Raw genomic sequence first — 26,983 nt, forward strand, 5'->3', positions numbered from 1 at the left:
CCGGCCGCAAGCGACGATAGGGTGGCGGCCATGCGGGCGGTGGGCATCGATTTCGGCACCTCGCACACGGTGGCGGTGGTCGCCGTCGATGGTGCGCCGGCCCGGCCGCTGTTGTTCGACGGCTCGCCGCTGCTGCCATCGGCCGTCTACCTCGATCCGGGCGGGCGGCTGGTCGCAGGTCAGGACGCGGTGCGGGCGGCGCGGCTCGACCCGGCCCGGTTCGAACCCAACCCCAAACGCCGGGTCGACGAGGGTACGGTCCTACTCGGTTCTTCCTCCGTGGCGGTGTCCTCGCTGATCGGGGCCGTGCTGGCGCGGGTCGGCGAGGAAGCGCGGCGGTGGGCCGGTGAGGCCTACTCGGTGGTGTTGACGCATCCGGCGGGGTGGTCGTCGGTGCGCTGCGAGGTGTTGGTCGCGGCAGCGGAGTCGGCCGGGTTGCCCGGAACGCCGACGCTGCTGGCGGAGCCGGTCGCGGCGGCACGCTATTTCACGGCGGTGCTGCGCGGGACGATGCCGCCGGGCTCCGCGCTGGCGGTCTACGACCTCGGCGGCGGCACGTTCGACGCGGCGGTGGTGCGGCGCTCCCCCGCCGGGTTCTCGGTCCTCTCCGCGCACGGACTGGCCGACGTCGGCGGGCTCGACCTCGACCAGGCGCTGGTCGAGCATCTCGGCGCGGCCTACTCGCCGTCGCGGACCGCGGTGTGGAATGCGCTGCTGACACCGACCGACACAGCACACCGGCGGCAGCGGGCGCTGCTCTACGACGATGTGCGCGGCACCAAGGAGGCGCTGTCGCGGACCTCGTCGGCGGACGTGCACGTGCCCGGGCTGGAAGTCGCCGCACACGTGACCCGCGACGAACTCGAGGCGCTGGCGCGGCCGATGCTGGCGCGGACGGTCGAGTGCCTGGAACGGACGATCGCGGACGCGCGGTTGGCTGAAGAGGATCTCGTCGGGGTGTTCCTCGTGGGCGGGTCGAGCCGGATGCCGCTGGTCGCTCGGATGATCCATCAGGAGTTGGGAATCGCTCCGACGGCGCTGGAGCAGCCCGAGACGGTGGTGGCGCAGGGTGCGGTCAGCGTCGAGCCGGCGCCGCCCGGTCATCGGGTGCCGGCTCAGCGGCGGCCGGTCACTCCGCAGACGATGCTGATGCCGCCGCCGGTTGGCCCCGGGTATCCGGCGCCGGCCGGCCCAACCGGTGGGCCGGGTGCTGCGAGTGGGCCCCCGCTTTCCGCGCCCGCCAGCCCCTTCGGTGGGCCGGCGTATCCCGCGCCCACCAGCCCGATGGGTGGTCCGACATATCCGGCGCCGGCGAGCCCGGCGGGTGGGCCCGGATATCCCCCGCCCGCCGGCCCAACGAGTGAGCCGGGGTATTCGGCGCCCGCCGGTCCAATGAGTGAGGCGGGGTATCCGGCGCCCGCCAGCCCGGCGGCCGGTTACGCCGTGCCCGTGCAGCGCGACCGGGCAGCGCGAACGATGTCGACGGCCGGCCGCGCCGGGTTGGCCTGGGTGGTCATCCTCAGCGTGCTCGTCTTCGTGGCCGCGGTTGTGCTCGTGGTTCTGCTCGCCAACGGCTGACGGCTCACGCGGTGGCGCCGCTGTGCGGGACATTGCCGAGGCGCGGAAAGGCGCAGGTGCCGAGCCCGGCCAGCCTGGCGCTCACCCGACTGGCGCGACCTGTGCCGTGCGCATCAACGCCACATAGCCCTCCTCCAGAGATGGGGTTGCCGGAACGGCGTCCGGGCCCGGCGGTTGCCGGCTGACGACCCGGTAGTGGGTGCCGTCGGCGCGGGCGATCGCCGAGACCACGACGCCGTCGGTGGGTGGCGGGCCCGACGTGACAATCTCCCAGGTGACGCCCTCGGCGCGGGCGGTCAGGTCGGTGACCGCGCCGGCGAACAGGACGCGGCCGGCGGCGAGGACAGCCGTCTGGCGGCAGGTCTGGGCCACGTCTTCGACGATGTGGGTGCTCAGCAGGACGGTGCGACCGCCGGCCAGGCTCGACAGCAGGGTGCGGAAGCGGATGCGCTCCTCGGGGTCGAGGCCGACGGTCGGCTCGTCGACGATGAGCAGGGCCGGGTCGCCGAGCAGGGCCTGGGCGATGCCGACGCGGCGGCGCATGCCGCCGGAGAAGCCCTTGAGTTTGCGGCCGGCTACGCCGGTCAGGCCGACCAGGTCGAGCAGCTCGTCGACCTGCCGGCGGCGGGCGGCCCGGTCGTCGAGGCCCTTGAGCAGCCCGACGTAATCCAGGAACTCGGCCGGTGTCAGGTCGGGATAGAGGCCGAGGTCCTGCGGGAGGTAGCCGAGGCGTTGCTGCACCGCGAGCCGCCCGGCCCGGGTCGACAGGTCGTGCCCGCCGGCCAGGACGCGGCCCGAGGTGGCCGGGAGCACGCCGGCGAGGATCCGCATCAGGGTGGTCTTGCCGGCGCCGTTGGTGCCGAGCAGGCCATACATGCCGCCTGCCACGTCGAGGTCGACTCCGTCGAGGGCGGTCACCCGGCCGAACCGGCGCCGCAGGTCAGCGATTTCGATGTGCACGGTGCTGGTCCTTTCAGACGGTCGCGGTGGACCGGGCTTCGTGGGCGGGCCAGGTCGCGCGAGCCTGGCGGTGACTGGCCAGTGCGGCGACGGCCAGCGGGATCAGGCCACACAGGATGATCACGGCGACGCTGGCGGCGGCAGTCGCGCCGGACGGGTCGGGGCGCAGGAAGGTCAGCCAGCCCGGGTTGCCGGCGAACAGGGCTGGGCCGTTGTTGCCGAGCAGCCACGTGACCGTGTAGTCGCCGATCGGGGTGAGCAGCGTGCCGGTCAGTGACGGCAGCAGGCCGGGGGCGAGCATGTTGCCCCAGAACCAGTAGCCCACGAACAGCACGCGGAACAGCGGCGCCGAGACGATGATCGGGCAGACGAGCGCGAAGCCGGCGACCATCGCGATCCCGGGGAAGGTGACCAACGCGAACGCCACCAGGGCCCAGATGAACAGGCCCGGGTCGTGCCGGTAGGTGAATTCGACAGTCGCCGCGACGAGCAGCGCGGCCAGGCCCGGCAGGCCGCACGCCGCGATGCCGCCCAGGTATTTGCCGGCCAGGCGGGTGACCGGTGCGTGCGGGAGGCTCTCCAGCAACGGCTCGACCCGGAGCTTGCGGTCGCGGACGAGTCGGTCGGCCAGGAGCATGCCGTAGGCGAGGGGCATCAGGATCGAGAACAGCAGCGCCCAGGTGGCCATCACCTCGCGCGGGGGCGTGCCGGCCGGCAGGCTCCGCGGGCCGCGGTCGCCCTGCAATAGCACCAGGACACCGCCGAGGAGTGCCGCCGAGATCCAGAGTGATCGTTTGCGGGCCTGCATCCGGAGCTCGTAGCGGGCCACCGCCAGTAGCGCGGTCACGCCTCCTCCTCGGTCAGCAGTCGTTCGGGCCGGGTCAGGACGGCGGCGGTGGCCGCCAGCATGAGCACGCCCCCGGAGAGCAGCCCGACGCGGTTGCCGGCCCAGCCAGGGCCGTCACCGGTCCGGCTGGTGAAGAACAGGAACATCGGTCGCAGCAGGCCGTTGCCGACGAAGGCGGACGTCCAGATCTCCTCGGCCAGCCAGACCATGCCGACGGCGGTGCTGGCCAGCACCGGGCTGCGGGTGACGGCCGCCACGAGCGCCGCGAAACCGGTCAGCCACACCGCGGGTGCGGCCCAGACCAGCAGCGCGGCGGCACCGCCAGGGCCGGTCTGATAGCCGGTCAGCGCCACCACCGCCGCGTAGGCCGTGCAGAGCACGGCCGTCACGACCGCGACCACACCCAACCGTCGGCCGATCGTGACCAGGTGCGGGACCGGCAGTGACAGGTGCAGCTCGCGGCAGCCCTCGCGGGTGACGACGGTCAGCGCGACCATCGCGACCGCCAGCGGGGCGATCGCCTCGAGCCCGACGAGCAGCAGGTATTCGACCTGCCCTCGGGAGCCTCCGCTGACCCGGACCAACCCCGCCAGGACCGCGGCGAGCAGCAGCGCCGCCGGTGGGGCGACCAATGCGGCAAGCCCGGCCCGCCGCGCCTCGTGTAACCAGATGCTGAGTCTCACGGGGATGGGTACCGCGCGGAGGGCCGGAGGTTCACTGAAATTCATGACATCGCTCCACGCAGGCTGTGGCGGCCGGCGAGCGGGGCCAGCACCACCGTCGCCACCGCCACCGCCGCGGCGGCCAGGAGCAGCGCCGGGCCCGGCTTCCACAGGGCATCGAGCAGGGGCGCGAGGGCGTGGTCGAAGATCTGGCTCGGCGCCATCAGACGCAGCACCCAGAACGCCGTCGCCGCGGTGACGCCGGCCTCCGGGCGCCACAGCACTGCCAACGCGAAGCTGATCGCCGACAGCGGGACCAGCGGACCGAACCAGGTCACGAACAGCTCGGCCAGGCCGAGATCGCCGCGCGGCAGGGCCACGGCGGCCGAGGCGGCCGTGCCGATGCCGACGGTGACCGCCAGCACCAGGGTCAGGCGGGCCAGGACCAGCACCCGGGTCGACGTCGGCGTGGCCCGAACCAGCTCGGCCGCCTCGCCGTCAGCGCCACAGGCGGCCGCCACCGCCAGCGCGGCGACCAGCGGAACGATCAGCGAGAGCAGGTCGCCGGCCAGACCGGGCGGAGCCGTGCCGGCGTAGCCGGCCCCGGCGGCGATCACCACGACCGCCACCACCCACACCCGCCAGCCGACCACCCGGAACTGCCGGGTCAGCAGACCCCACGCCACCCGCGCCGACGCGGACCAGCGACGCGGGCCCGCCGGCGCGTAGACCGGCGCCGCCGCGATCGGCGGTGGCTCAGGAGCGGCCTCTGCACGGTGCAACCGCTGGGCCGCGGGCGCTGGACCGGAAAGCCGCGCCCGGACCGCCGCGAACGACGGTGCCTCCGACGGGGTTGCGGCCGCTGTGGCCGCGCGTATCCCCGTCGCCAACGCGGACCACGACGCGGCGTCGGCGCGGCACGGCGCGCAACCCCGCAGGTGGTCGGCGATTCTCGTCGCCGTCGGCGGCGGAAGCGTGCCGGCGGCGTAGGCGGCCAGGTCATCGACCGGATGGGTCATCGGCCCGTCTCCTTCGCGGTCAGGTGGTCGACGGGGAGCGCGCGGGCCAGGGCGGCGCGGGCGTTGAACAGGCGGCTCTTGACCGTGCCGACCGGGATGCCCAGCAGCGCGGCTATCTCGGCGTGGGGCAACTCGGCCGCGAAGGCCAGGTGGAGCACCTCGCGGTGGGTGTCGGGCAGCCGGGCCAGGGCGGCGCCGACCGCGGTGACGTCGGCGCGGGCCAGGGCCACCTGCTCGGGCCGCGCGGCGCCGTCGGGCAGGTCGACGGCCTCCGCCAGCGGCCGGGTTGGTGGTGGGACCGCCCGGGTGTGCCGGCCGCACTGGCGCCGGCAGATGCCGAACAGCCAGGTGCGCACGGTGGATCCGTGCTCGAACCTGGCCGCGGCGCTCTGCCAGACGCCGACGAACGTGTCCTGCACCGCCTCCTCGGCGCGGCCGCGGTCGCCGGTGAGCTGGAGCGCATAGCGCAGCAGCACGGTCGCGTGGCGGGCGTGGAGCAGCTCGAGAGCCTGCTCGTCACCGCCCGCCACGCGACCGACCAACGCCTCGTCGGACCCGTCCATCGTGAGTGGGTACCACCTGGAGGCCCGGAGGTTCACCCCCGGAACGGAAAATGTGTCAGCTCACCGCGGGCTCGTCCGCCGGAACCGCACGTTGGCCAGGGACGGAAGCCGCCGGCCGCTCGTCCAGCTTCCGCCAGACCGGCCAGACGAACGGCGCCACCGACACCACCAGATAGCAGGCGCCGACGCCGAGCATCGCCCAGCGGACGCCGACCGCACCCGCGACCGCACCGCCGATCAGGCCGCCGAGCGGGATGCCCGCCCAGCTCACCGCCGTCGCGAGGCCGTGCACGCGGGCCATCATGTGTGGCGGGATCCGCTCGTACATCACGGCGCCGAGGATCGGGTTGACCGCAGCGAGTGCCAGGCCCGCGAGGAATGACACCGCGCAGAGCAGCCAGATCGCGTCGGAGAGCCCGGCCGCGGCGAACCTCGGCGCGCCGCCGACCAGGAAGCCCAGCGTGAACAGGGCCCAGCGGGGGGCGCGGGGCGCGAACGCGGTGAACACCACGTTGCCGAGCACCGCGCCGATGCCGAACGACGCGCCTGCGACGCCGAGCGCGACCGGCGACCCGATCATCGTGGCCCACAACGGCAGCAGCACCGACTGGTAGGCGGCGTCGAACAGGTTGGTGGCCGCCAGCATGAACACGATCGCACCGGCCAGCTTGTCGCGCCGGACGAAGTCGAACCCGGCCCGCAGCGCGCGGCCGTAGGACTCCTCCTGGACCGGCGCCGCCGCCGGCCCGACCCGCACCGCGATGACGAGCAATGCCGAGACCGCGAACGTGGCCGCGTCGAACAGCAGCACGGTCGGCGCGTCGAGAACCGCGATCAGCACGCCGCCGGCCGGGGCGCCCAGCAGCGTCGCCAGCCGGGACAGACCGTCCTGCAGGCTGGTCGCGCGGGTCATCTCGATGCCGGACGCCTCGGCGACCCGGGGGAAGATCGCGTGCTTGGCCGTGTCGCCGAAACCGCGCAGACCGCCGGCGATGCCGACCAGCACGAGCAGGCCGCCGAAGCCGATCCGGTCGTGCAGCAGCGGGATGGCCGCGACCGCGACCGCGCTGATCGCGTCTGCGCCGATGCTGAACCGGCGGCCGCCGATCCGGTCGATCAGCGGGCCGCCGGCCGCCGAGGCGACGACGTAGGGCAGCATCTCGACGAACGCGACCACTCCGGCGCGAGTCGCCGAACCGGTCGTGGCCAGCACGAACCAGGGCAGCGCAAGCGCGCTCATCCGGGTGCCGACGGCCGAGACCACCTCGGCGCTGAGCAGGGTGACCAGCCCGCGCCGGTTCACTGCTCGGCCTCCGGGAACGGCAGGATCTGCACCTGCACGACGACCCGCTCGGTGCCCTCGGGCTGCGGGGCCTCGCGGTCGTCGCGCCGGTAGCGGTCCAGCAGCGCGAAGATCTCCCCGTGCAGCGCGCCGGCCTCCTCGGCGGTGAGTCGCAGCGGCCAGTCACTGATCGTGAAGGCATCGCCCCACGGCGCCGGGATCGAGGCCATCTCGTCGAGGAACCGCTCGACCCGATCGGCATATTGCGCGGCGACCGCCCGCAGGTAGCCCTCCGTCTCGGGCGGTGCGTTGGCCGGGTCGACATCGATGGTCGTGCTCCGGTGCGCGGCCTTCCACCAGCGCTCCCGACCGACGTTGCGCTCGGGGTCGTCGACCACGAAGCCGTAGGTGGCCAGGATCCGCAGGTGGTAGCTGGTCGCGCCGGTCGACTGGCCGAGCCGTTCGGCCAAAGTGGTCGCGGTGGCCGGCCCGTGCTCACGCAACAGGCCGAGAATCCGCACCCGCAGCGGGTGGGCGAGCCCGCGCAGCGTTGTCGCGTCTACCCGAACTTCACGCTCTGTCATAGATGCAAAGATATCTTTGCATCGACTTCTTTGCAAGAGAGTCTTTGCATCCGAGGGTACGGGTTTCTGTCGGTGGCTCGTGCGACGATCCCTGCCGTGACGCGACGCATCGACACCACCGAGCGAAGGGCCCGCCTGGCCATCCGCCACCGCCTGGCCGGCCCTGCGGCCCACGACCCGGTCGAGGTCACCCGCGGCCTCGTCGTGCTGCACGCCACCGACCCGGCCACCGTCTACCTGTCCGCTGCGGCGCGACTGCACGCACCGGTGGTCAAGGACATCGAGCACGCGTTGTACGAGGACCGCACGCTGATCCGGATGCTCGGCATGCGCCGCACGATGTTCGTCGCGCCGCTGGAGCACGCCCCGATCGTGCAGGCGGCCTGCACCGACGCGATCGCCGTCGTGCAACGCAAGCTGCTGCTCAAACACCTGGCCGAGGCCGGCCACGACTGTGACGACGAGTGGCTGCGCGACGTCGAGCGCAGCACCCTCGCGGCGCTGGTCGCCCGCGGCTCGGCGACCGCCGCGCAGCTCGCGGAAGACGAGCCCCGGCTGCGCACCCAACTCTCGATCGACGAAGACAAGAGCTACGGCGCGAAGCCGTTGATCACGTCGCGGGTGCTCAACCTGCTCTCGATGCAGGGCATGATCGTCCGCGGCCGGCCACGGGGCTCGTGGCTGTCCACACAATACGAATGGGCGCCGGCTGACAGCTGGGTCGAGGGTGGCCTGCACCGCCACGACGCGGCCGCTGCCCGGGTCGACCTGGCCCGGCTCTGGTTGGCCCGCTTCGGCCCGGCCACCCCGGCCGACCTCAAGTGGTGGGCCGGCTGGACCGGTGCCCAGGTCAAGGCCGCACTGGCCGCCCTCGACGTCGAAGAGGTCACGCTCGACGGCGGCGAGACCGGCGTGGTCCTCGCCGACGACACCGCCCCGGTCGAGTCACCCGACCCGTGGGTGGCGCTGCTACCGGCCCTCGACCCGACCATCATGGGCTGGGTCGGCCGCGACTGGTATCTGGGGCCGCACGCGCCGGCCCTGTTCGACCGTTCTGGCAACCCCGGCCCGACGATCTGGGCCGACGGCCGTGTGGTCGGCGGCTGGGCCCAACACGCCGACGGCCACATCGTCCACCGCTTCCTCGAGGAGGTCCCCACGAGCACAAAGAAACGCGTCGCGACGGCCGCCACAGAGCTCGCCGACTGGCTCGGCGACGTGCGGGTCAAGCCGAAGTTCCGCACGCCGCTCGACCGAGAGCTGTCGGCGTAGGTCCGCCGCAGCCCGGCTGCCTCGCTGCACCGCGGCCTTCGTCCGCGGCGGCCCAGCTACGCCTTGCCGCATCGCGGCTTTGACCCGCAGCCAGGCCGCCGCTCGGCGAAGCGCGCACCGCAGCCCTGGCGCGCCGGGAGCTTGCCGGCTCGGGCGCGGCACGCCCGGATTCGGCCCGGCCTGGGCCACGAAACAGGACGGACTATGACCGGTTGACGTAGGCCAGCACCGCGAGCACTCGGCGATGCCCGCTGACGAAGCAACCCCGGCTAGGGGGTACGGCGGGCCCGGGCGGCCCAGATCGCGTACGCCGGATCGCGGTCGAGGTTGTGCCGGTCGCGGTCGTAGCGGCGGGTGGTGCGCGGGTCGGCGTGCCCCATCGCGTCCTGCACGTCTTCGAGGGCGACCCCCTCGGCGCGGGCGGTGGTCGCGAACGCGTGCCGCAGCGAGTGCGGTGAGAGCCGCTCGGCCGCCGGGATGCCGGCGGCGATGGCCATCCGGCGGACCAGGCGGAACACGGCGTGCCGGTCGAGCCGCCCGCCCGACGCGGTGGCCAGCAGTGGCCCGGCCAGCACGCCGACGTTGACGCCGGCCGCCGCGGCCCGCTCGGTCAGGTAAGCGTCGACCGCCGCTGCCGTGCCGGGAGTCAGCGCCCGGCGGCGGTGCTTGCCGCCCTTGCCGGTGAACCGGATGCTGCGGTGGCCGCGCTCCTCCCCCAGGTCGGTGACGTCGAGCGAGACGAGTTCGCCGACGCGCAGGCCGAGGTCGGCCAGCAGGGCCAGCGCGGCCCTGGTGCGGGCGGCGGTCGGGCCGGTCGCGGCGGCGGCCGCGCGCAGCAGGGCGTCGACCTCCTGCGGTGTCAGCCCGATGGTCGCCGAGTGGTCGCGGTCGACGCGGGGGCGGTCGGCGCCGGAGACCGGGTTGGCGTCGAGGGCGCGGAGCTTGACCAGGAAGTCGTACCAGCTCGACAGCGCCGACATCTTGCGCGCCACCGTGGTCGGCGCGGCGGTCTCCTCGACCTCGCGGGCGTAGGTGTTGACGTCGAGGAACGTCGCCGCGAGCGGGTCGAGACCGTGGGCGTCGCACCAGGCCAGCCAGCGGGTCACGTCACGGCGGTAGGCGGAGCGGGTGTGCGGCGAGAGCCGGCGGTTGGCGAGCCACGCGTCGGTGAACTCGCCCGCGCCGCCGGCACGCGACGCCGGCACGCCACCGAGGCCGGCCGGCACGAGCGAGGTCACGCGGTGACGCTAGAGCGCGGGTGCCGGCGCGGGCGGGCGGCGCGCCGCGCCCGTCGCGAACTTCGCCGGCGTCGTGCCGAGGTAGCGACGGAACGTGCGGGTCAGGTGCGCCTGGTCGTAGAAACCGGCGTTCGTAGCCACGGCCGCGGCCGGCTGGCCGGCGAGCAGCAGCGCCCGGGCCCGGTCGACACGCCGGCCGACCAGGTAGGCGTGCGGCGGCAGGCCGAACTCGGCGGTGAACGCGCGGACCAGGTGGGTCGGGTGGGCGCTCAGCCGGTCGGCCGCCGCGTCCAGCGTCAGGCCGCTGGTCACGTGGGCGTCGAGCAGGTCGCGCAGGTCGCGGGCCAGCCGCCGGGGCGGCGGTGCGGGCCGCGCCTTGCCGAGGTGGTCGTGCAGGCGCTCGACGACCAGCGCCAGGCGGCTCTCCGCGTGCAATTCCTCGCCCGGGCCGTCGAGGGCCCGGTGTAGCTGGCCGACCCGGCGGCGCAGCAGCGGATCGGCGAAGGCCGGATGGTCGACCGCGGCGCCGACCAGGTCGAGGCCCACGACACCGGCGTCGAGGTAGAGGACCCGTTTGACGAAGCCGCCGGGGGTAGCGGACCGCCCGTCGTGCGGCACGTGCGGCGGCAGCAGGGTGACCTGGTCGCCGACCGCGCCGTGGCCGTGCCGGTCGAGGTCGTAGCGGATCGCGCCGTCGTCGACCACGAGCAGCGTCCAGGCGTCGTGGGTGTGCAGCGGGTAGGCGTGCGTGACGAACCGGGCGTGCAGCACCTCGGCGACGCCGGGCACCGCCGGTCGCCAGGCCCGCAGCCGCTGGCCGTCCATGTCAGGAACGTACAAGACCGGGCCCCGCCGCGGCCGGCACGCTGGGCGGCATGAGGTTCGACACGAAGATCGCCGTGCTGCTCCGCGACGACCTGGCACCCTGGCAGCGGCTCAACGTGACCGCGTTCCTGGTCAGCGGGATCGCCGGCACGAGACCGGAAACCATCGGCCAACCGTACGCGGACGCGGACGGCACCCCCTACCTGCCGATGTTCCGCCAACCGGTGATGGTCTTCGCCGGTGACGCCGCCCTGCTCACCGCGGCCCGGGAGCGGGCGCTGCGCCGCGGTCTGGTCCCGGCGGTGTTCACCGCGGACCTGTTCGCGACCGGCAACGACGCCGACAACCGGGCGGCGGTCGCCGCCGTCCACGCCGACAAGCTCGACCTGGTCGGCCTGGCGATCTACGGCCCCCGCGGCGACGTCGACAAGGTCGTCAAGGGCGCGGCGCTGCACCCTTAGGCCGCGCTCGGCTCTGCTCACTTTGTCCGCGCCCTCACGTGCATCCGCTCCCCTTGCGGCCCGAACAGGCTCAGCACCTCGGCCGGCTGGTCGTAGGGATTGGTGATCCCGTGCGGGGTCCGGGTGTCGAACTCGGCGACCTCGCCCTCCTCGATCGTCAGGTCGTGTTCGCCGAGTTCCAGCCGCACCCGGCCGGAGAGGACGTAGAACCACTCGTACCCCTCATGCGTCTGAAGGTCATAGCCCTGCGGCGCGTAACGGGCCGGGATGATCTGTTTGAACGCCTGCATCCCGCCGGGTCGCCGGCTCAGCGGCAGCCAGGTGATCTCGCCCCGGCGGATCGGCCGCGGATGCACGCGCGGGTCACCGGTCTCGGGCGCGCCGACCAACTCGTCGAGCGGCACCTGGTGGACGCGGGCCAGCGGCAGCAACAGCTCCAGCGTGGGCTTGCGCTGCCCGGCCTCCAGCCGCGACAGGGTGCTGACCGAGATGCCGGTCGCCGCGGACAGCTCGGCCAGGGTGGCGCCGCGCTGCCGGCGCAGCGCCCGGAGCCGTTCACCGACGTTGTTGGGGTCCATGCCATAAAATTTGCCAGAACGGCAACGAAAATTGCCAATCTTCGCGAGGGTGGAGCACCGTCGACGGCATGGAAACCTATGACGTGATCATCGTCGGCGGCGGCCCCGCCGGGCTGGCCGGCGCCCTCACCCTGGCCCGCGCCCGCCGCAGCGTGTTGGTGATCGACAACGGCACACCCCGCAACGCGGCCGCCGGCCACGTGCACAACTACCTCACCCGCGACGGCACGCCGCCCGCGGAACTGCTCGCCCTCGGCCGCGCCGAGGTGGCCGGCTACGGCGGCCTGTTCGTCACGGGTACGGCCACCGCCGCCAAGGCCTCCGACGCCGGTTTCACCGTGACGCTCGACGACGGCCGGCTGCTCGGCGCCCGCCGACTGCTGGTGACTACCGGCCTGACCGACGAACTGCCCGACATCCCGGGCCTGGCCGGGCGGCTCGGCGACGACGTGCTGCACTGCCCCTACTGCCACGGGTGGGAGGTCCGCGACCAGGCGATCGGCATCATCGCCACCACGCCGATGGTGGCGCACCAGGCCCTGTTGTGGCGCCAGTGGACCGACGACCTCGTGGTCATCCTCAATGGACAGCCGGGTCCGACCGAAGAGGAAGCCGCCCAACTCAAAGCCCGCGGCGTCAAACTCATCGACGACCGGATCACGCGCCTCGACCCCGACCGCACCGCCCACCTGGCCGGCGGCACCACGCTGACCCGCGACGCGTGGGTCGCCGCCACCCGGATGGTCGCCCGCGACGGCCTGCTCACCGACCTGGGCGCCGAGATCGAGCCGGTGAGGATGGGCGACCACGTGATCGGCACGGCGGTCAAGGCCGACCCCAACGGCGCGACGACCGTCCCCGGAGTCTGGGTCGCGGGCAACATCTCCGACCTGCGCGCCCAGGTCATCGTCAGCGCAGCTGAGGGCCTGACGGCCGGCGCGATGATCAACGCCGACCTGGCGATGGAGGACGCCCGCCTCGCTATGGGCTGACCGACCGCAGCAGGCTCAGGTCGTCCCAGCCGTCGACGACGTCGCCGAACCCGCGTGCCCGCGCGAGCCGTTCGAGCTCGGTGAACCACGCCGACGGAGGCTCGGCGATCAGCCGCTCGGCCGTCCACGGCGCGGGCAGCGGATAACGCTCGAGCTCCCAGCGCAGATATTTGTTGTAGGGCCGGACCCGCCCGTGCAGCGCGAACAGCGTCCACAGCAGCCACGGCCCGGCCTCGATCTCGTCGAGCCGGGCCAGGTCGGCATGCCCGTCCCGGCGACTCTTCGCGGCCCGGTAGACGAAGTTGATATAGCCGTCGAGCTGTTCACGCACGAACGCGTCCACTTCGGCCGGCGCCAGCGTGGCCTGTGCTTCCACCAGCGAAGAGATCCGACCGCCAAGACGATCAAGAAGGACAACCGCGCCACGGTACGCGTAGCGCGCCCACCGATCGGACACGTCGGCCAGTTCGTCGACGGTCAGGACGGCCGTGTCCAGTGCCGGCGTCAGCGAGGTGACCCACCGGCCGTCGTGTTCCGGCACGACCACGAAGACGTCATGGTCGGAGTGCGGGCCGGCCGTACCGCGCGCCTGCGACCCCGACAGGATCAGGCCCACCACGCCCGGGTCGGCCTCCGCACGGGCGAGCAGTTCCTCGTACGCGCTCACCGGTCGAACCGCGGCAGGGTCGGCCAGCGCTGGCTCGCCCACTCCAGCCAACTGCCGACGCCGGGCGGCGGGTCCGGAATCGGCGCGTAGGCCAGCTCCTCCGGGGTCGGCGGGTGAAAGGACGCCAGGTAGAGATCGTGGTCGGCGTCGGTCATCGGAAAGGTCGACCCGGGCATCTCGATCCACCGGCGGCTTGCCCGGGCCCGGCGCTCGTCCTCACCGATCTCGAGATAGGCCAGCTCGAACCGGCCGCCGGCGATCTCGGCGACAGCCCGGATCGCGTAGCGCTCCTCACTCGACCAGCACCCGAAATCCAGAATGACGGAAGCCCCGCTGCGCAGCACCTCGTGCGCGGTCCAGATCATCCGCCCTTCGAGGATGTCGCGGCGCCCGCCGGCATCGTTGTGCTGAAACAGCGGCGCCATCCAGTCGTCGGGCGTGAGCCGCAGGACCCGATGCTCGTCGGCAACCCGCTTCGCCAGCGTCGTCTTCCCCGACCCCGGGAGCCCCACGGTCAGCAGCAACGTAGGTCGGATCATCAACGGCACCCGCACAGTGTCGCCTGCCAGCGTCGCCCCACCAATCCATTTCCGTCGTCAGAACTCACTGCAGGACATCGTCTACGTAGGACTGAGCGCCGGCAGCCTGGTGCTGACCCCGCGCGTCGGGCCAGAGTTCGCCGACGACCGCATGCCCGGGCTCGTCGACTTCTCCATCTTCCCGCACCTCACCGAGGGGACCTGGACGCTCTTCCCCGCGCCATAACGGCACCCAGACCCCGGTACAACATAACGGTCATTATGGTGTAGCCCGTTTTTGGGCGGAGCACACCCGATCCGAATTACTGGATTACCGGTATTAATAATCCAGTAATCCGGATCAGGATTCGTTGGGCGCAGCGTCGTATCCGGGGCGGGTCGTTCGTAGAACAGATGAGAGGCTGCCGGAGTGGGCCGCCAGGACTAGGGAGTCATGAGAGATGACGCGGTATCTGATCTCGTTCAATGACGGCGCGATGGATCACATCCCCGCCGAGGACATGCCTGACGTGGGCAAGGCCTCGCACGAGGTGGTCCGGGAGGCCATCAGCGCCGGGGTGTGGGTGTTCGGCATCGGAGTCGAACGGCAGCAGGCGAGCATCGTGGGCACGGACGGCATGATCACCGACGGCCCGTTCCCGGAGACCAAAGAGGTCATCGGCGGGTTCTCGGTCATCGACGTCGCCTCGCGCGAAGAGGCGCTGGAGTGGGCCGCCAAGATCGCCGTCAGTTGTCGCTGTGCGCAGGAGGTTCGGGTGATCATGCCGGACCCCGAATCGGAAGCGATTCTGCGCGAGGTTGACGGGCGCTGAACGCCTCGGGTCAGAGCCGGATCAGGTCGGCGATCTCCTCCGGCAGGCCCGGCGAATAGAAGATGTGGCCCATCCCGGGCACCACGTGCAGGTGGGCGCCCGGGATGGCGGCCGCCAGGGCCTCGCCGTGTGCGAGCGGGAAGACCGGGTCCTGGTCGCCGTGCACGATCGTCGTCGGGGCGGTGATCGACGACAGCGGGGCGAGCCGGTCGGGTGCGAACGTCCGGCCGGCCCGGTCGTGGTTCCTGGCCGCGGCCGGGTCGGTGGCCCGCGCCCACGCCCGCTCGAGCATCGCGCGGGCGCCCGGCTCGTCGAACGGCCGGACCGGCCCGTTGAAGACCCGGAACAGCTCGACGTCGGACTCCACCCCGGGCGCCAGGCCCGCGGCCAGGTGCGCCAGAAACTCCGGTGCCGGCGGCGGTAAGTCGCCCGACCGATTACCCATCGGCGAGCTGGTCAGCAGCGTCAGGGACCGGACCCGGCCCGGCGCGTGCACGCCCAACCATTGCGCGATCATGCCGCCCATGGACATGCCGGCCACGTGGGCGGTCGCCAGCCCGTGGCCGTCGAGCACCGCCAGGCAGTCGGCGGCCAGGTCGGCCAGCGCGTACGGCTGGGCATCGAAGTCGACGACGCTCGACCGGCCGGTGTCGCGGTGGTCGAACCGGATCACCTGGGCGCCGCGCTCGACGAGCCGGATGACCAGCGCGTCGGGGCAGGTGATGCCCTGCGCGGCCGACCCCATGATCAGCAGCACCGGCGGGTGGTCGGGATCGCCGATGCGTTCGGTCCACAGCCGCAGCCCGCCGGCGGTCACGAAGGTCTCCACCATGGGCAGGACCGTAGTGTCGCGCCCGGCGGCCGGGCCACCGATATCAGCGCCCGAGCACCTCGGCGAACCGGACCGTGTCGATGTTGCCGCCGGACAGGATCACGCCGACCCGGCCGCTGAACTGCCCGGTCAGCACCGCGGCCAGGCCGGTCGCGCCGCTGGGTTCCAGCACGATTTTCAGGCGGTCGAACGCGAACCGCATCGCGTCGCGGATCTGGTCGTCGGTAACCAGCACGATCTCGTCGACCAGCCGCTGGTTGACCGAGAAGGTCAGCTCGCCGGGGATGTCGGCGGCCTGCCCGTCGGCGATCGTGCGCAGCACCGGGATCCGGACCCGTTCCCCGGCCGCCAGCGACCGCCGGGTGTCGTCGCCGTCGACAGGTTCGACGCCGACGATCCGGATGTCGGGCCGCAGCCCCTTCGCCGCGGTCGCGGTTCCGGCGATCAGCCCGCCGCCGCCGACCGGCGCCATCACCACGTCGAGCCCGTCGACCTCGTCGAGCAACTCCAGCGCGGCCGTGCCCTGGCCGGCGATCACGTCGGGATGCTCGTACGGCGGAATCAGGGTCAGCCCGCGCGCCTGCGCGAGCGCCTCACCCAGCGCCACCCGGTCGCCGGTGTAGCGGTCGTAGGTCTGGATCTCGGCGCCGTACCCGGTGACCGCCGCCTGTTTCGACGCGGGCGTGTCGGCGGGCATCAGGATCACCGCGCTGCTGCCCAGCTCGCGTGCCGCGAGGGCGACCGCCTGCGCGTGGTTGCCCGACGAGTAGGCCGCGATGCCCCGGGCCAGCTGCTCCGCCGACAGCCGCGACACCGCGTTGTAGGCGCCGCGGAACTTGAACGCGCCGATCCGTTGCAGGTTCTCGGCCTTGAGGAACACCTCCGCACCGGCGAGCCCGTCGAGGGTGCGGGAGCGCAGGACCGGGGTGCGGTGCGCGACGCCGGCGATCCGGGTGGCGGCGGCGCGCACGTCGTCGAGGGTGGGTGCGATCACGCCGGCGATTCTCGCATCACGCCCGGGCACGCTCCGCCGTCCAGGCCCGCAGGAAGGCGCGACCGAACCAGCCGGCGATCACCCAGCCCCCGATCACGCCGAGCACCCGCACCTGCGCCACCAGACCGAAGACCATCCCCACGGTGTACGCCAGCGCCGCGCCGCCGACGACCGCGGTGACCAGCCCCAGCGCACCCAGCCGCAACCAGCCCGGCGTGAGCCGCCGCGCCCACCGCGCACCGAGGTTGGGGGTCGCCGAGGCTGGCGGCGGGGGGCCCGGCAGCGCCACCAGCAGCCCGGGCGGCACCCGCCGGTCGAGCTGCGCGGCGTTCAGGTCGGGGTAGCGGTCGACGTCGACGGCCACCACGATCCCGTCGTTTCCGATCAGCAGCCGGGACCCGTCCGGGTGGCCGAGCACGACGGCGATCTCGTCGTAGCGCACCGTGGCGACGTTGCCGTCCGGGTCGACCGCGCTGACCCCGTCGGCGCCCAGGTGGATGACCGGGCCGCCGCCGGCGGTCGGCACGTGGCCGCGCCCGCCGGCCCGGGTCCTCGAGGTCGTCGGCGCGGGCGTGTACCCGGCCCATTCGGCGCCGCCGGGCGGGGTCATCAGCAGTGCCGACGCGTGCGCCTGTTTCGCGGTCGCGTGCACGTCGGCGGCCGTGACCGCCCGCAGCGCCGCGACCTGCGCGTCGACGTCGACCAGTGGGCGGCCGGTGAGCAGCCGGAACGCCTGGCCGGGCAGGCCCTGCGCGGCCGCGTCGGTGCCGCCGGCCTCAAGGGCGGCGGTCGTGGCCGCGGTGGCGAGTTCGGTGCCGGCGACCGGGGTGGCGCGCAGCCCGGCCAGCACGTCGACGAAGCCGCCGAGCACGGCGTCCTGCTTGTCGACCAGCGCGTCCGCGTACGCCGTGACCGTCGCCTGTCCGTCGCCACGCTCGACGTATTCGACCGCGGTCGTGTAGGACAGGCCCGTGTCCAGCCGTAGCGCCCGGTGCAGCCGGCGTTGCAGCAGGTGGGCGTAGACGATGCCGGCCGGCGCTTCGGGCACCACGGCGTGCACCGCGGTGGCCGGGCCGCCGCCGTTGAAGAACGCCGGCGTCGTGGGCAGCGCCGAGGTCACCGCAGGCAAGGGCTGGCGCCGGCCGTGCGGAAGATCCAGGCGCAATCCATCGGGTACGCCGTCGCCGGCGATCCACAGAACGGCGTTCTCCCGGGTGAAGTGGGTGGCGATCCACTCCAGCACCTCGTCGGCGGTCAGCGCGCTCAGCCCCCACTCCGGGTAGCTGAGCAGGCCGTAGCCGCGCGCGCCGTAGCGCCACAGCGGCAGGTCGCGGGCGGGCCCGGAGCCGCGGCCGGTCGCCTCGGTGCGCAGCACGTCGCGTTCCATCGCGAGCCGCCCGACGTCGGGCTCGGCCAGTGACCGGCAGACGCGGGCGAAGAAGTCGACGAGGTCGTCGCCGCCGCCCTGCACGTAGAACGTCGTGGTGGTCTGGCCGGTGCTGCCGTTGTGGTGGTAGGTGCTGCCGCCGAGCGGGTGCAGCACCAGATGCTCGACCAGGTGGGTGAGGCCGCGGCGGGCCAGCGTCTCGTCGGCCTGGCCGACCCGGAACACCAGCCCGGCCCGCGCCGGCCCGACGGTGGGTGCGACCAGGGTCGGCACCCCGTCGACCTCGACGTGGCTCACCACGGCCGCCGCCAGCGGGATCCGGCCGCGCGGCCGCGGTAGCGCGCGAACTTCGCGACCGGGTCGCCGACGAGGTGCCACGGGTGCTCGGTGACCCACGGTCCGGCGATCTCGAAGACCCGCTTCGCCCGGCCCCAGTCCTTGACCAGGCACAGCATCAGCGCGAACGAGTTCGCGACCGCCACCCAGCCGAAGGTCCGCTCGAACGCGGGATGCAGCACGGACCGGTCGGCGGCCTCGGCCAGCCGTTGCCGGTTGTCCTTGTTCCGCAGGAGCTTGTCGCGGTTGCCGCCGTCCAGCAGCAGGTGCTCGTAGAGGGCGTCGGCGACGAGCACGCCGTTGTGCGCGCCCTCGGGGGCGGCCTGGGTCGCGTCCTGCGCGAACGCGTCCATCTCGGCCCAGCTACCGCCCCACTTCGGGCAGAGCTGCTGCTGCACCTGCTCCTGGGCCGGGAGATGGTGGGGATCGAGGGCGGCCACGGCGGCGTAGCGGCGGCGCACCTCGGCCTGGCCCACCTCGAGGCCCCGCGCGGTGATCAGCCGGATGCACCAGACCGCGGGGTCGGCCGGGTTGTGCGCGACGGCGTCGACCAGCATCTCCTCGGCCTCCCGCAGCATCGCGTGGAAGCGTCGGAACTGCGCCGGGGACACGTCGCGGGCCAGGTTGCGGGTGCGGATCGCCCACGCGTCGGTGGTCATCCGCTGGCCGAGCAGCGCGGCGGCCAGACCATCGGCCGGGTCCGCCGCGCGGACGCTCTCCAGGAACGCCCGGTCGGCGGTGCCACCGGCCCACCGGATCAGCTGGGTACGCGCACCGCCGTGCTGCCGGCCGACGGTCGCGGTGACCGCTGCCCAGTCCTTGGCGGCGAGGGCGACCCGGACCTCCCAGACGTCGGGATGTGCGGCGTTCTCGTCGAAGACCAGCGGTGCGGCGGGTGGCATGCGCGGGAGCGTAGGTGATCTATGACGGGGCCGGCGCCCCGGCGGACAATCGGCTCAGCGCCGGATCAACTCCACCGCCCGGGCGACGGCGGTGTGCAGCGCCGCGCGGGACTGGTCGGTGTCGTCGAGCACGTCGAACGCGTGCTGGCCGTCCGGCACGTCGATGATCTCCAGCGGTGTGTTCGCGGCCGCGGTCACGAACTCCTCGACGAAGCCGGCCAGCAGCGGGCGCTCCCGACCGACCCGGGTCAGCACGATCGGCGGCGCCTGCGCTCCGGCTTCGGCGACCGCCTCGATCGGGGCGAACCGCGGGTCGAGGTGCAGCCGCTCCTCGACCGGCAGCAGCGGGGCCGGGGTCGCCAGCAGCGGGTAGCTCAGCAGGATCGCCCGCAGCCACGCCGGGCGGTCGCGGAGCCAGTCGGCGGAGAGCAGCCCGCCGCCGGAGAACACCCAGTAGCCGACCCGGTCGCCGTCGAGATCGGTGCGGGCGCGCAGGGTCGCGGCGGCCGCGGCGACGTCGGCGGCGGCGCTGACCGCGTCGACCGTGGGCCCTTCCGGTGCGTCGACGACGTGCAGGCGGTGGTCGACCACGGCGGCCGCGACACCGGCGGCGACCAGCAGGGCCGCGTAGCCGCGCATGACCGGCCAGCCGCGCGGCGACACACCCAGGTCGTCGGGGACCGGGCCGCCGTGCACGAGCAGCACGACCGGGTGCGGCCCGGGACCGCCGGGCAGGTAGAGGTCGAGGTTGCCGGCCGCGCTCACCGCCGGCGGCAGGTCGGGGTGGTCGACGACGAACGGGCGCAGGAACCTCGGTATCTCGTTCACGCCCGGCAGTGTGCCCCCGCCGGGGCCGGCGCGCGAGCGAGAATCGGGCGGTGGCCGACCTCGAACCGCTGCTGCGCGACCTGGCACCGCAGGTGCTGGCCGCGGTGGTGCGCCACTTCGGCGACTTCGACGCGGCCGAAGACGCCGTCCAGGAGGCGCTGCTGGCGGCCGCGACGCGGTGGCCGGTCGACGGTGTGCCCGACAACCCGCGCGGCTGGCTGGTCACGGTCGCGTCCCGGGCCCGGATCGCGGCCTGGCGGCGGGACAGCGCCCGGGAGCGCCGCGAGGAGACCGTCGCGCGGCTGACCCCGGCACCGGCCGCGCCCGGACCGGCGCGCGACGACACGCTGACGTTGCTGCTGCTGTGCGGCCATCCGGCGCTGACCCCGGCGTCGCAGGTGGCGTTGACGTTGCGGGCGGTCGGCGGGCTGACCACGGCTGAGATCGCCCGGGCGCTGCTGGTGCCGGAGGCGACGGTGGCGCAGCGGATCAGCCGCGCCAAGGCGACGATCCGCGCGGCCGGTGCGCGGTTCACCCTGCCGCCGCCGGAGGAGCTGCCGGCGCGGCTGGCCGCCGTACTCCATGTGCTGTATCTGATCTTCAATGAGGGCTACACCGCGAGCTCCGGCGAGCGGCTGCACCGGGTCGAGCTGACAGCGGAGGCGATCCGGCTGGCGCGGCAGCTCCACGAGCGACTGCCCGGCGACGGCGAGGTGGCCGGGCTGCTGGCGCTGATGCTGCTCACCGACGCCCGCCGGCCGGCCCGCACCCGCGCCGACGGTGCGCTGGTGCCGCTCGACGAGCAGGACCGCTCGCGCTGGGACCGGGCCGCGATCGTCGAGGGGGTCGACCTGGTCAGTGCGGCGTTGACCAGCACGGCCGTCGGTCCCTACCAGCTCCAGGCGGCGATCGCCGCGGTGCACGACGAGGCGGAGGCCGCCGCCGACACCGACTGGCGGCAGATCCTGGGCCTGTACGACGCCCTCGACCGGATCGCGCCGGGGCCGATGGTGACGCTGAACCGGGTGGTGGCGGTGGCGATGGTGCACGGGCCGGCCGCAGGCCTTGACGCGCTGGCCGCCGCCGGGCCGGTGCTCGAAGGGCATCACCGGGTGGCGGCGGTGCGGGCTCATCTACTGGAGATGGCCGGCGATCTTGCTGGTGCGCGAGCTGAATACGAGCAGGCCGCCCGGCAGACGCTCAGCGCGCCGGAGCGCGCCTATCTGGAGGGGCGGGCGGCTCAGACCTCGACGTAGCCGCCGGTGCGCCAGTAGAGGCCGGCCTCGCGGGCCATCAGCCCGGTGTCGATCAGGTGGCGGCGCAGCGACACCCAGTCGGGCTCGTAGAACGCGCGCAGGGCCGCGTCGACCTCTTTCTCGGGGAACTTCACGCCCGGCTCGAAGACCGTGACGATGTGCTCGAGGACGACCTGGCGCTTGGCGGCGCGGGCCGGGATCGAGGTGAGCCGGCCGTCGCGGAGGAACGCGCCGAGGATGCGCGCACGGCGTTGGTCGAGGTCCATCAGGCCACGGTATCCGGGCGACGGTGGGGCCGGCATCCCGGTTTCAGTGCTTTCTGATGAAGGCCTCGATGCCGTCCAACAGGCGTTGCAGGCCGAAGTCGAACACGCGGTCGGGGTCGCCGAGGCCGTATTCCTCGCCGGCGGCGGCGCCGACCCGGGCCGCGAGCGGGAAGCGCTGCGGGTCGAACACCTTCTCCAGCAGCGGGCCCTGCACCTCCCACCACTGGTCGTCGCTCATCCCGCTGCGCGCCGGCGCCTGGGCCGCCTCGACGGCCGCCTGCCCGGCGCCGGTGACGTAGGCCAGCACCGAGGTCAGCAGCGTGTCGATGTCCACATCGGAGAGCCCGGTGCCGTCGAGCGCGCCGAGCTCGTAGTCGTATTTGGCCAGCAGGTTGGGCCCCATCGGCGGGCGGGCGGTGCCGACCTGGAGCAGCCACGGGTGGGCGCGGTAGAGGGCGAGGTTGCCGCGGGCGACGTGCTCGAGGCGGGCGCGCCAGTCGCCGGGCAGCTCCGGCCGGTCGATCTCGCCGAGCACCTGGTCGATCATCAGGTCGACCAGCTCGCCCTTGCCGGGGACGTAGGTGTAGAGCGACATCGCGCCCACACCGAGCCGGTCGGCGACCTTGCGCATCGACAGGGCCGCGAGCCCGTCGCCGTCGGCGAGCGCGATGGCGGCAGCGACGATCCGGTCGACCGACAGCCCGGTGCGCCCTTCCCGGTCGGCGGCGCGCCAGAGCAGCGCCATGCTCCGCGCCGGGTCGCCGGTTCCGGTGTATTCGACAGCCATCGTTGGCACCTCGTTCCGTACGGTGTACCGTACGCCGTACGGAGTGCTCCGTACAGCGTACCGATCATAAGGGGTGGCCCATGGATGTTGTGACGGCGCAGGGCCTGCGCCGCCGGTTCGGCACGGTCGACGCGCTCGCGGGCGTCGACCTGGCGGTGCCGGCGGGTTCCGTGCACGGGCTGCTCGGCCCGAACGGCGCGGGCAAGACCACCCTGGTCCGGATCTTGACCACGCTGCTACGCCCGACCGGCGGCACGGCGACGGTGGCCGGCTTCGACGTCGGCCGCGACCCCGACCGGGTGCGCGCCAACATCGGCCTCGTCGGCCAGCACGCGGCCGTCGACGAGATCCTGTCGGGCCGGCAGAACCTGGAGATGTTCGGCCGGCTCTACCACCTGGGCGCGGCGGAGGCGCGGCAGCGTGCGTCGGACCTGCTGTCCCGCTTCGGCCTGGCCGACACGGGCTCGCGGGCGGTCAGCACCTATTCGGGCGGGATGCGCCGGCGGCTCGACCTCGCGGCGAGCCTGATCACGGCGCCGCCGGTGCTGTTCCTCGACGAGCCGACCACGGGCCTGGACCCGCGCAGCCGCACCGAGGTCTGGGACGCGGTCCGCACCCTGGTCGCGGCCGGCACGACGGTGCTGCTCACGACGCAATACCTGGAGGAGGTCGACCGGCTCGCCGACCACGTCACGGTGATCGACCACGGCACGGTGGTCGCGTCGGGCACGCCGGCGGCGCTGAAGTCGCAACTCGGCGGCGACCGCATCGACCTGGTCGTCGCCGCGGCGGCGGACCTGCCGGCCGCGGCGGCGCTGCTGGAGCGGATCACCGGGAACACCCCGGACACGTCGGTGGACGACCGCCGCGTGGGCGTCGCGGTCGCGGACCGGATGGCGGCGTTGACCGCGGTGGTACGCGGCCTCGGCGACGCCGGGATCGCAGTCGAGGACGTGACCCTGCGCCGGCCCACCCTCGACGAGGTCTTCCTGCACCTGACCGGCCGCGAGCGGGTGGCGGCATGAACCGGCTGCGCTGGGCGCTCGCCGACGGCGCCACCCTGACCCGCCGCGACCTGGACCACTGGGCGAGGCAACCGGCCCAGGTCGTGATCGGCCTGCTGTTCCCGGTGATGATCGTGCTGATGTTCGGCTACCTGCTGGGCGGCGGCATGGCGGTCCCCGGCGGCTCCGGGGCCGCGGGTTACCGCGAGTTCCTGATCCCGGGGACGCTGGCGCTGACCATGGTGTTCGGCCTGGAGGGCACCTTCCAGGCGATCAAGACGGACGTGTCCCGGGGCGTCACGGACCGTTTCCGCTCGATGCCGATGGCCTCGTCGGCGGTGGTCGTCGGCCGCAGCGTGGCCGACCTGCTCAACGCGGTGGTCTCGCTGGCCGCGCTGGTGCTGTGCGGGCTGGCCATCGGGTGGCGGTGGCATTCGGGCCTGGCGGCGGCCCTGGGCGCGTTCGGCCTGCTGCTCCTGCTCCGCTTCGCGATGCTCTGGATCGGCATCTACCTGGGCCTGATCGTCCGCGGCGAGGGCGCCCTGGTGGCGGTGCAGATCCTGGTCTGGCCGCTGGGCTTCCTGTCCAACACCTTCTCGGCGCCGTCGAGCATGCCAGGGTGGCTGGGCGCGATCGCGTCGTGGAACCCGCTCTCGTCGACAGTGGGCGCGGCCCGGGAGTTGTTCGACAACCCAGGCTGGGGCGGCTCGTCGTGGGTGGAACAACACGCGATCCTGATGGCGATCGTGTGGCCGACGCTGCTGATCGCGATCTTCTGGCCGCTGTCCGTCCACCGCTACCGCAACCTGGACCGCTAGCGCGGTGTGTCGCGGAGGTGGAGCCTGGTCGAAGGCTCCGCCTCCGGAGGCGTCGCCGACCGCACACGGCCGTCTGCGGCGCGAGGGTTGACGGCGCGGCGCGGCGTGACGCGCCGGGGCACTCGGGTCGGTAGCGTGCGTTCACCGTGGACACCGTCGAAGCCGATACCCGGCCCTGCGCCCACTGTGGCCGCCCCGTTGCCCAGAACGTCGGTGCGGGCCGGCCCTTCCGCTACTGCCGCGACAACGACGGCGAGTGCCAGAAGGCGTCCCGCAACGCGCGGATGCGCCAGCGTGGCGCGCCCGGGCTGACCGGTCAGATCGCCCGCACCTGGGAGGTCGTCGACCGGCTCGATCAGGTCGTCGAGACGCTCTCCGACGCCCTGCACGCGGAGCTGTCGCCGGCGGGGGTGGAGAGCCAGATCGCGCAGATACGCGCCGAGGCCGCCACCGCAGTCGCGGCCGCGCAGACCGCGCGCGACGATGCCCGCCAGGCCGCCGAGCAGACCGCCGCCGACGCCAACGCGGCCCGCCAGGAACGCGACGGTGCCCGCCGCGACGCGGCCGCCGCCAAGGACCGGGCCGAGGCCGCGCGCCGGCAGGCGGACGAGGCCACCGCCGTCGCCCGCGAGGCCGAGCGGCTCCGCGACGCCGCGCAGCAGGCCGCGTCCGCCGCGACCGCTCTGCGGGCCCAGGCCGAGGCCGACCGGGACGCCGCCCGACGGGACGTCCGGGCGCTGCGGGGCGAGCTGGACTCGGCCGGCCGTCAGGTCGCCGACCTGACCCGGGACCGGGACACCGCCCGCGCCGACGCCCGCCGCGCCGCCGAGGCCGCCGCCGCAGCGCTCGACCAGGCCGCCCGGTTCCAGGCCGAGGCCGAGACCGCCAACCGCACCGCCGCCGAGGCCCGCACCGCGACCGCCGCGGCCGAAGCAGCCACGGAAGAGGCCCGCACCGCCGCCCAAGCGGCCAGCGAAGAGGCGCGCGCCGCGGCCCAAGCGGCCACCGAAGACGCGCGCGCCGCGGTCCGGGCGGCCACCGACGAGGCCCGCGCCGCCGAGCGGGAGCTGGCCGCCGAACGCGACCGGGCCAAGGAGCGCGAGCAGGACCTGCGGCAGGCCCGAGCCGCGGCCGAGGCCGCGCAGGAAGATCTCCGCGCCCGGCTCAAAGACGCCACCGCCGAGCGGGACGCCGCCCGTGACCGGGCGGCGCAGCTCGCCGGCCAGGTCGGTGACCTCGCCACCGCCCTTGCCACCCTGGGCGCGAACCGCGCCGCCACGACCCCGCCATCCACAGCTGACCTGCCGGCGCAGCCCATTGCGCACTGACGATCAGGATGGCCGTTCGGCGCCGGTGACGCAGATCGCATCCGCTGAACGGCCGTTTACCTAGGGACATGACGGACAATCGGATCAATGGTCCGGAAAACTCCTGGCACGCGTCGCCGTGAAATCGCTCATGAAGTCGCGTCTGCCGCTACGCTCTGACCGTTTACGACGACGTACCTTTGTAAGGAGCGGGACGCGCGTGGGCGCCGGGAATCTTTCCGGGTTCGCCCGTCGTTGTTTCGTGTGGACGACAAGCAAGACGACCGAGGGGAAGAGCCGATCATGGGCGAGCGCATGCTGCGCGGCAGCCGACTAGGCGCAGTCAGCTACGAATCCGACCGCAACACCGAGCTCGCCCCGCGTCAGACCCGCGAGTACCTGTGCGCGAAGGGGCACCAGTTCGAGGTGCCGTTCGCGGTCGACGCCGAGGTCCCGATGACCTGGGAATGCAAGTTCGACGGCAGCGTGGCTCGCCTGGTCGACGGCAGCGAGCCGGAGCAGAAGAAGACCAAGCCCCCGCGTACCCACTGGGACATGCTCCTGGAGCGGCGTTCCATCGCCGAGCTCGAGGACATCCTGGCGGAGCGGCTCGAAGAGGTTCGGGCCCGACGCGGCGGCAAGTAGAGCTAGCAAAAAAGCTCCCGCACCCCTTGGCTGGGGTGCGGGAGCTTTTTCATGCCAAAGTCAGCGGCGCTCCACGATCTCGCCCTCGACGACCTCGCCCTCGATCACCGGACCAGGCTCGCCGGTGCTGGTCGGCGTCGTCGTGTGGACGCGCGCAGGGCCGGGCTCGGCCGGACCCGTCACGGTCGGACCAGGACCGGTCACGGTCGGACCAGGGCCAGGGCCACGGCCGGGGCCGGACCCGCCGTCGTCCGGCGGGCGGGGCGCACCACGGCGCACCCGGACCCGGCGCGGGCCGAACAGGTCGCCGGCCGCGGCGGAGGAGATCCGCCGCTCGGTCGCCCGCCGGGTCACCAGCCGCGCGAGCTGCCGACCGGGCGGCAACGCCAGCAGGATCCCGAGCGCGGCCGTGACCAGGCCCGGAGTCGCCAGCAGCACGCCGGCGCCGAGCCCCACGAGACCGTCGGTGACCTGGTTGCCCGGAGGTTGCCCGGCATCAGCGGCGGCCCTGAAGCCCCGCCACGCCCGCATTCCCTCGCGGCGCAGCAGCAACACGCCCGCCGCCGAGGCGGCCAGCACCAGCAGCACCGTGAAACCGAAGCCGATCCAATGTGCGACCAGCACGAACACGGCGATCTCGACCACCGCGGTGATCAGAATCGCCAACGGCAGCCAGCGGGCCAGCCTTCCTCGTCGCATCAATCCAGCATGACACGCGTACGCACGCCTGGCGTCAGGGTCG

At 73.5% G+C, this 26,983-nt stretch carries 30 protein-coding genes and 1 pseudogene; 11 read left to right on the forward strand and 20 right to left on the reverse strand.

Going from position 1 to position 26,983, the window contains the following annotated elements:
• Positions 1–30: 30 nt before the first annotated feature.
• Positions 31–1,578: an Hsp70 family protein gene (locus DFJ67_RS33140; RefSeq protein WP_170216090.1), complete on the forward strand. Its 1,548-nt coding sequence runs from the start codon at positions 31–33 to the stop codon at positions 1,576–1,578.
• A gap of 81 nt (positions 1,579–1,659) precedes the next feature.
• Here DFJ67_RS33140 and DFJ67_RS33145 read toward each other — a convergent pair whose 3' ends face one another.
• Genes DFJ67_RS33145 through DFJ67_RS33175 form a run of 7 tightly spaced genes read right to left on the reverse strand, consistent with a single transcriptional unit; the run spans position 1,660 to position 7,495 of the window.
• Positions 1,660–2,538, reverse strand: coding sequence for an ABC transporter ATP-binding protein (locus DFJ67_RS33145; RefSeq protein ID WP_116072308.1), 879 nt, complete (start codon positions 2,536–2,538; stop codon positions 1,660–1,662).
• Between the two features lie 13 nt (positions 2,539–2,551).
• The gene (locus DFJ67_RS33150) at positions 2,552–3,385 is read right to left on the reverse strand and encodes an ABC transporter permease (protein ID WP_116072310.1); all 834 of its coding nucleotides are present in this window, start codon (positions 3,383–3,385) and stop codon (positions 2,552–2,554) included.
• Positions 3,382–4,068 carry a hypothetical protein gene (locus DFJ67_RS33155; protein ID WP_147315693.1) on the reverse strand — a complete coding sequence of 229 codons (687 nt, stop codon included), beginning with the start codon at positions 4,066–4,068 and terminating at the stop codon, positions 3,382–3,384. The genes DFJ67_RS33150 and DFJ67_RS33155 overlap by 4 nt, the downstream gene beginning before the upstream one ends.
• Before the next feature lie 41 nt (positions 4,069–4,109).
• The gene (locus tag DFJ67_RS33160) at positions 4,110–5,066 is read right to left on the reverse strand and encodes a zf-HC2 domain-containing protein (protein WP_116072314.1); all 957 of its coding nucleotides are present in this window, start codon (positions 5,064–5,066) and stop codon (positions 4,110–4,112) included.
• The gene (locus DFJ67_RS33165) at positions 5,063–5,629 is read right to left on the reverse strand and encodes an RNA polymerase sigma factor (protein ID WP_116072316.1); all 567 of its coding nucleotides are present in this window, start codon (positions 5,627–5,629) and stop codon (positions 5,063–5,065) included. The genes DFJ67_RS33160 and DFJ67_RS33165 overlap by 4 nt, the downstream gene beginning before the upstream one ends.
• A 55-nt stretch (positions 5,630–5,684) precedes the next feature.
• Positions 5,685–6,932: an MFS transporter gene (locus tag DFJ67_RS33170; RefSeq protein ID WP_116072318.1), complete on the reverse strand. Its 1,248-nt coding sequence runs from the start codon at positions 6,930–6,932 to the stop codon at positions 5,685–5,687.
• On the reverse strand, positions 6,929–7,495 hold the full coding sequence (locus tag DFJ67_RS33175; protein ID WP_116072320.1) for an ArsR/SmtB family transcription factor: 567 nt from the start codon (positions 7,493–7,495) through the stop codon (positions 6,929–6,931). The genes DFJ67_RS33170 and DFJ67_RS33175 overlap by 4 nt, the downstream gene beginning before the upstream one ends.
• 96 nt (positions 7,496–7,591) lie before the next feature.
• On the opposite strand from DFJ67_RS33175, the gene DFJ67_RS33180 reads away from it, so the two are divergent.
• Positions 7,592–8,767, forward strand: coding sequence for a winged helix DNA-binding domain-containing protein (locus tag DFJ67_RS33180; RefSeq protein ID WP_116072322.1), 1,176 nt, complete (start codon positions 7,592–7,594; stop codon positions 8,765–8,767).
• 269 nt (positions 8,768–9,036) lie between these two features.
• On the opposite strand, the gene DFJ67_RS33185 is transcribed toward DFJ67_RS33180, so the two are convergent.
• Together DFJ67_RS33185 and DFJ67_RS33190 are read right to left on the reverse strand one after the other, a co-directional pair.
• Positions 9,037–9,993 (reverse strand): tyrosine-type recombinase/integrase, encoded by a 957-nt coding sequence (locus DFJ67_RS33185; protein ID WP_116076930.1) that lies wholly within the window; start codon positions 9,991–9,993, stop codon positions 9,037–9,039.
• Between the two features lie 21 nt (positions 9,994–10,014).
• Positions 10,015–10,830, reverse strand: a complete 816-nt coding sequence (locus tag DFJ67_RS33190) for a helix-turn-helix domain-containing protein (RefSeq protein ID WP_116072324.1) — start codon at positions 10,828–10,830, stop codon at positions 10,015–10,017.
• A 50-nt stretch (positions 10,831–10,880) separates the two neighbouring features.
• Here DFJ67_RS33190 and DFJ67_RS33195 point away from each other — a divergent pair, with 50 nt between their 5' ends.
• Entirely contained in the window at positions 10,881–11,291 is a 411-nt protein-coding gene (locus DFJ67_RS33195) for a DUF2000 domain-containing protein (RefSeq protein WP_116072326.1), read from the forward strand.
• A gap of 17 nt (positions 11,292–11,308) precedes the next feature.
• Here the strand turns inward: DFJ67_RS33195 and DFJ67_RS33200 are convergent, their stop codons facing one another.
• On the reverse strand, positions 11,309–11,869 hold the full coding sequence (locus tag DFJ67_RS33200; protein ID WP_116072328.1) for a helix-turn-helix domain-containing protein: 561 nt from the start codon (positions 11,867–11,869) through the stop codon (positions 11,309–11,311).
• A 68-nt stretch (positions 11,870–11,937) separates the two neighbouring features.
• Here DFJ67_RS33200 and DFJ67_RS33205 point away from each other — a divergent pair, with 68 nt between their 5' ends.
• Entirely contained in the window at positions 11,938–12,861 is a 924-nt protein-coding gene (locus DFJ67_RS33205; protein ID WP_116072330.1) for an NAD(P)/FAD-dependent oxidoreductase, read from the forward strand.
• Here DFJ67_RS33205 and DFJ67_RS33210 read toward each other — a convergent pair.
• Entirely contained in the window at positions 12,851–13,528 is a 678-nt protein-coding gene (locus DFJ67_RS33210) for a nucleotidyltransferase domain-containing protein (protein ID WP_170216091.1), read from the reverse strand. The two genes, DFJ67_RS33205 and DFJ67_RS33210, sit on opposite strands and share 11 nt — an antisense overlap.
• Positions 13,525–14,067, reverse strand: a complete 543-nt coding sequence (locus DFJ67_RS33215; RefSeq protein WP_116076932.1) for a P-loop nucleotide/nucleoside kinase family protein — start codon at positions 14,065–14,067, stop codon at positions 13,525–13,527. Before DFJ67_RS33215 ends, DFJ67_RS33210 begins: the two co-directional genes overlap by 4 nt.
• A gap of 64 nt (positions 14,068–14,131) precedes the next feature.
• Here DFJ67_RS33215 and DFJ67_RS44800 point away from each other — a divergent pair.
• Both DFJ67_RS44800 and DFJ67_RS33225 read left to right on the forward strand, forming a co-directional pair.
• Positions 14,132–14,257: pseudogene (locus DFJ67_RS44800) on the forward strand (Type 1 glutamine amidotransferase-like domain-containing protein); the annotation flags it as partial.
• A gap of 250 nt (positions 14,258–14,507) precedes the next feature.
• On the forward strand, positions 14,508–14,879 hold the full coding sequence (locus DFJ67_RS33225) for a YciI family protein (RefSeq protein ID WP_116072334.1): 372 nt from the start codon (positions 14,508–14,510) through the stop codon (positions 14,877–14,879).
• A 10-nt stretch (positions 14,880–14,889) separates the two neighbouring features.
• On the opposite strand, the gene DFJ67_RS33230 is transcribed toward DFJ67_RS33225, so the two are convergent.
• Genes DFJ67_RS33230 through DFJ67_RS33250 form a run of 5 tightly spaced genes read right to left on the reverse strand, consistent with a single transcriptional unit; the run spans position 14,890 to position 20,158 of the window.
• Positions 14,890–15,711, reverse strand: coding sequence for an alpha/beta hydrolase (locus DFJ67_RS33230; protein WP_116072336.1), 822 nt, complete (start codon positions 15,709–15,711; stop codon positions 14,890–14,892).
• A 43-nt stretch (positions 15,712–15,754) separates the two neighbouring features.
• A complete protein-coding gene (locus DFJ67_RS33235) occupies positions 15,755–16,705 on the reverse strand; it encodes a threonine ammonia-lyase (RefSeq protein WP_116076934.1) in 951 nt (316 codons plus the stop codon).
• A 16-nt stretch (positions 16,706–16,721) separates the two neighbouring features.
• A complete protein-coding gene (locus DFJ67_RS33240; protein ID WP_147315694.1) occupies positions 16,722–18,389 on the reverse strand; it encodes a peptidase M16 family protein in 1,668 nt (555 codons plus the stop codon).
• Complete coding sequence (locus DFJ67_RS44105; RefSeq protein ID WP_116072340.1) at positions 18,386–19,330, reverse strand: hypothetical protein; 945 nt, start codon at positions 19,328–19,330, stop codon at positions 18,386–18,388. The genes DFJ67_RS33240 and DFJ67_RS44105 overlap by 4 nt, the downstream gene beginning before the upstream one ends.
• 54 nt (positions 19,331–19,384) lie before the next feature.
• The gene (locus DFJ67_RS33250; RefSeq protein ID WP_116072341.1) at positions 19,385–20,158 is read right to left on the reverse strand and encodes an alpha/beta hydrolase family protein; all 774 of its coding nucleotides are present in this window, start codon (positions 20,156–20,158) and stop codon (positions 19,385–19,387) included.
• 50 nt (positions 20,159–20,208) lie between these two features.
• Here DFJ67_RS33250 and DFJ67_RS33255 point away from each other — a divergent pair, with 50 nt between their 5' ends.
• A complete protein-coding gene (locus DFJ67_RS33255; RefSeq protein WP_116072342.1) occupies positions 20,209–21,414 on the forward strand; it encodes an RNA polymerase sigma factor in 1,206 nt (401 codons plus the stop codon).
• Here DFJ67_RS33255 and DFJ67_RS33260 read toward each other — a convergent pair.
• Positions 21,399–21,680, reverse strand: coding sequence for a DUF2087 domain-containing protein (locus DFJ67_RS33260; protein WP_116076935.1), 282 nt, complete (start codon positions 21,678–21,680; stop codon positions 21,399–21,401). The genes DFJ67_RS33255 and DFJ67_RS33260 overlap by 16 nt on opposite strands.
• Positions 21,681–21,723: 43 nt before the next feature.
• On the reverse strand, positions 21,724–22,467 hold the full coding sequence (locus DFJ67_RS33265; protein WP_116072343.1) for a TetR/AcrR family transcriptional regulator: 744 nt from the start codon (positions 22,465–22,467) through the stop codon (positions 21,724–21,726).
• 80 nt (positions 22,468–22,547) lie between these two features.
• On the opposite strand from DFJ67_RS33265, the gene DFJ67_RS33270 reads away from it, so the two are divergent.
• The 4 genes from DFJ67_RS33270 (at position 22,548) to DFJ67_RS33285 (ending at position 26,241) form a co-directional block, all read left to right on the forward strand.
• The gene (locus tag DFJ67_RS33270) at positions 22,548–23,492 is read left to right on the forward strand and encodes an ATP-binding cassette domain-containing protein (RefSeq protein ID WP_116072344.1); all 945 of its coding nucleotides are present in this window, start codon (positions 22,548–22,550) and stop codon (positions 23,490–23,492) included.
• The gene (locus DFJ67_RS33275) at positions 23,489–24,289 is read left to right on the forward strand and encodes an ABC transporter permease (RefSeq protein ID WP_116072346.1); all 801 of its coding nucleotides are present in this window, start codon (positions 23,489–23,491) and stop codon (positions 24,287–24,289) included. The genes DFJ67_RS33270 and DFJ67_RS33275 overlap by 4 nt, the downstream gene beginning before the upstream one ends.
• A 146-nt stretch (positions 24,290–24,435) precedes the next feature.
• On the forward strand, positions 24,436–25,617 hold the full coding sequence (locus DFJ67_RS33280) for a coiled-coil domain-containing protein (protein ID WP_116072348.1): 1,182 nt from the start codon (positions 24,436–24,438) through the stop codon (positions 25,615–25,617).
• Positions 25,618–25,899: 282 nt separating this feature from the next.
• Complete coding sequence (locus DFJ67_RS33285) at positions 25,900–26,241, forward strand: RNA polymerase-binding protein RbpA (protein ID WP_116076937.1); 342 nt, start codon at positions 25,900–25,902, stop codon at positions 26,239–26,241.
• Positions 26,242–26,301: 60 nt separating this feature from the next.
• Here the strand turns inward: DFJ67_RS33285 and DFJ67_RS33290 are convergent, their stop codons facing one another.
• Positions 26,302–26,940 carry an FxsA family protein gene (locus DFJ67_RS33290; protein WP_116072350.1) on the reverse strand — a complete coding sequence of 213 codons (639 nt, stop codon included), beginning with the start codon at positions 26,938–26,940 and terminating at the stop codon, positions 26,302–26,304.
• Positions 26,941–26,983: the final 43 nt, after the last annotated feature.

Source organism: Asanoa ferruginea (assembly GCF_003387075.1).
In the GTDB taxonomy this organism is placed as follows: Bacteria; Actinomycetota; Actinomycetes; order Mycobacteriales; family Micromonosporaceae; genus Asanoa; species Asanoa ferruginea.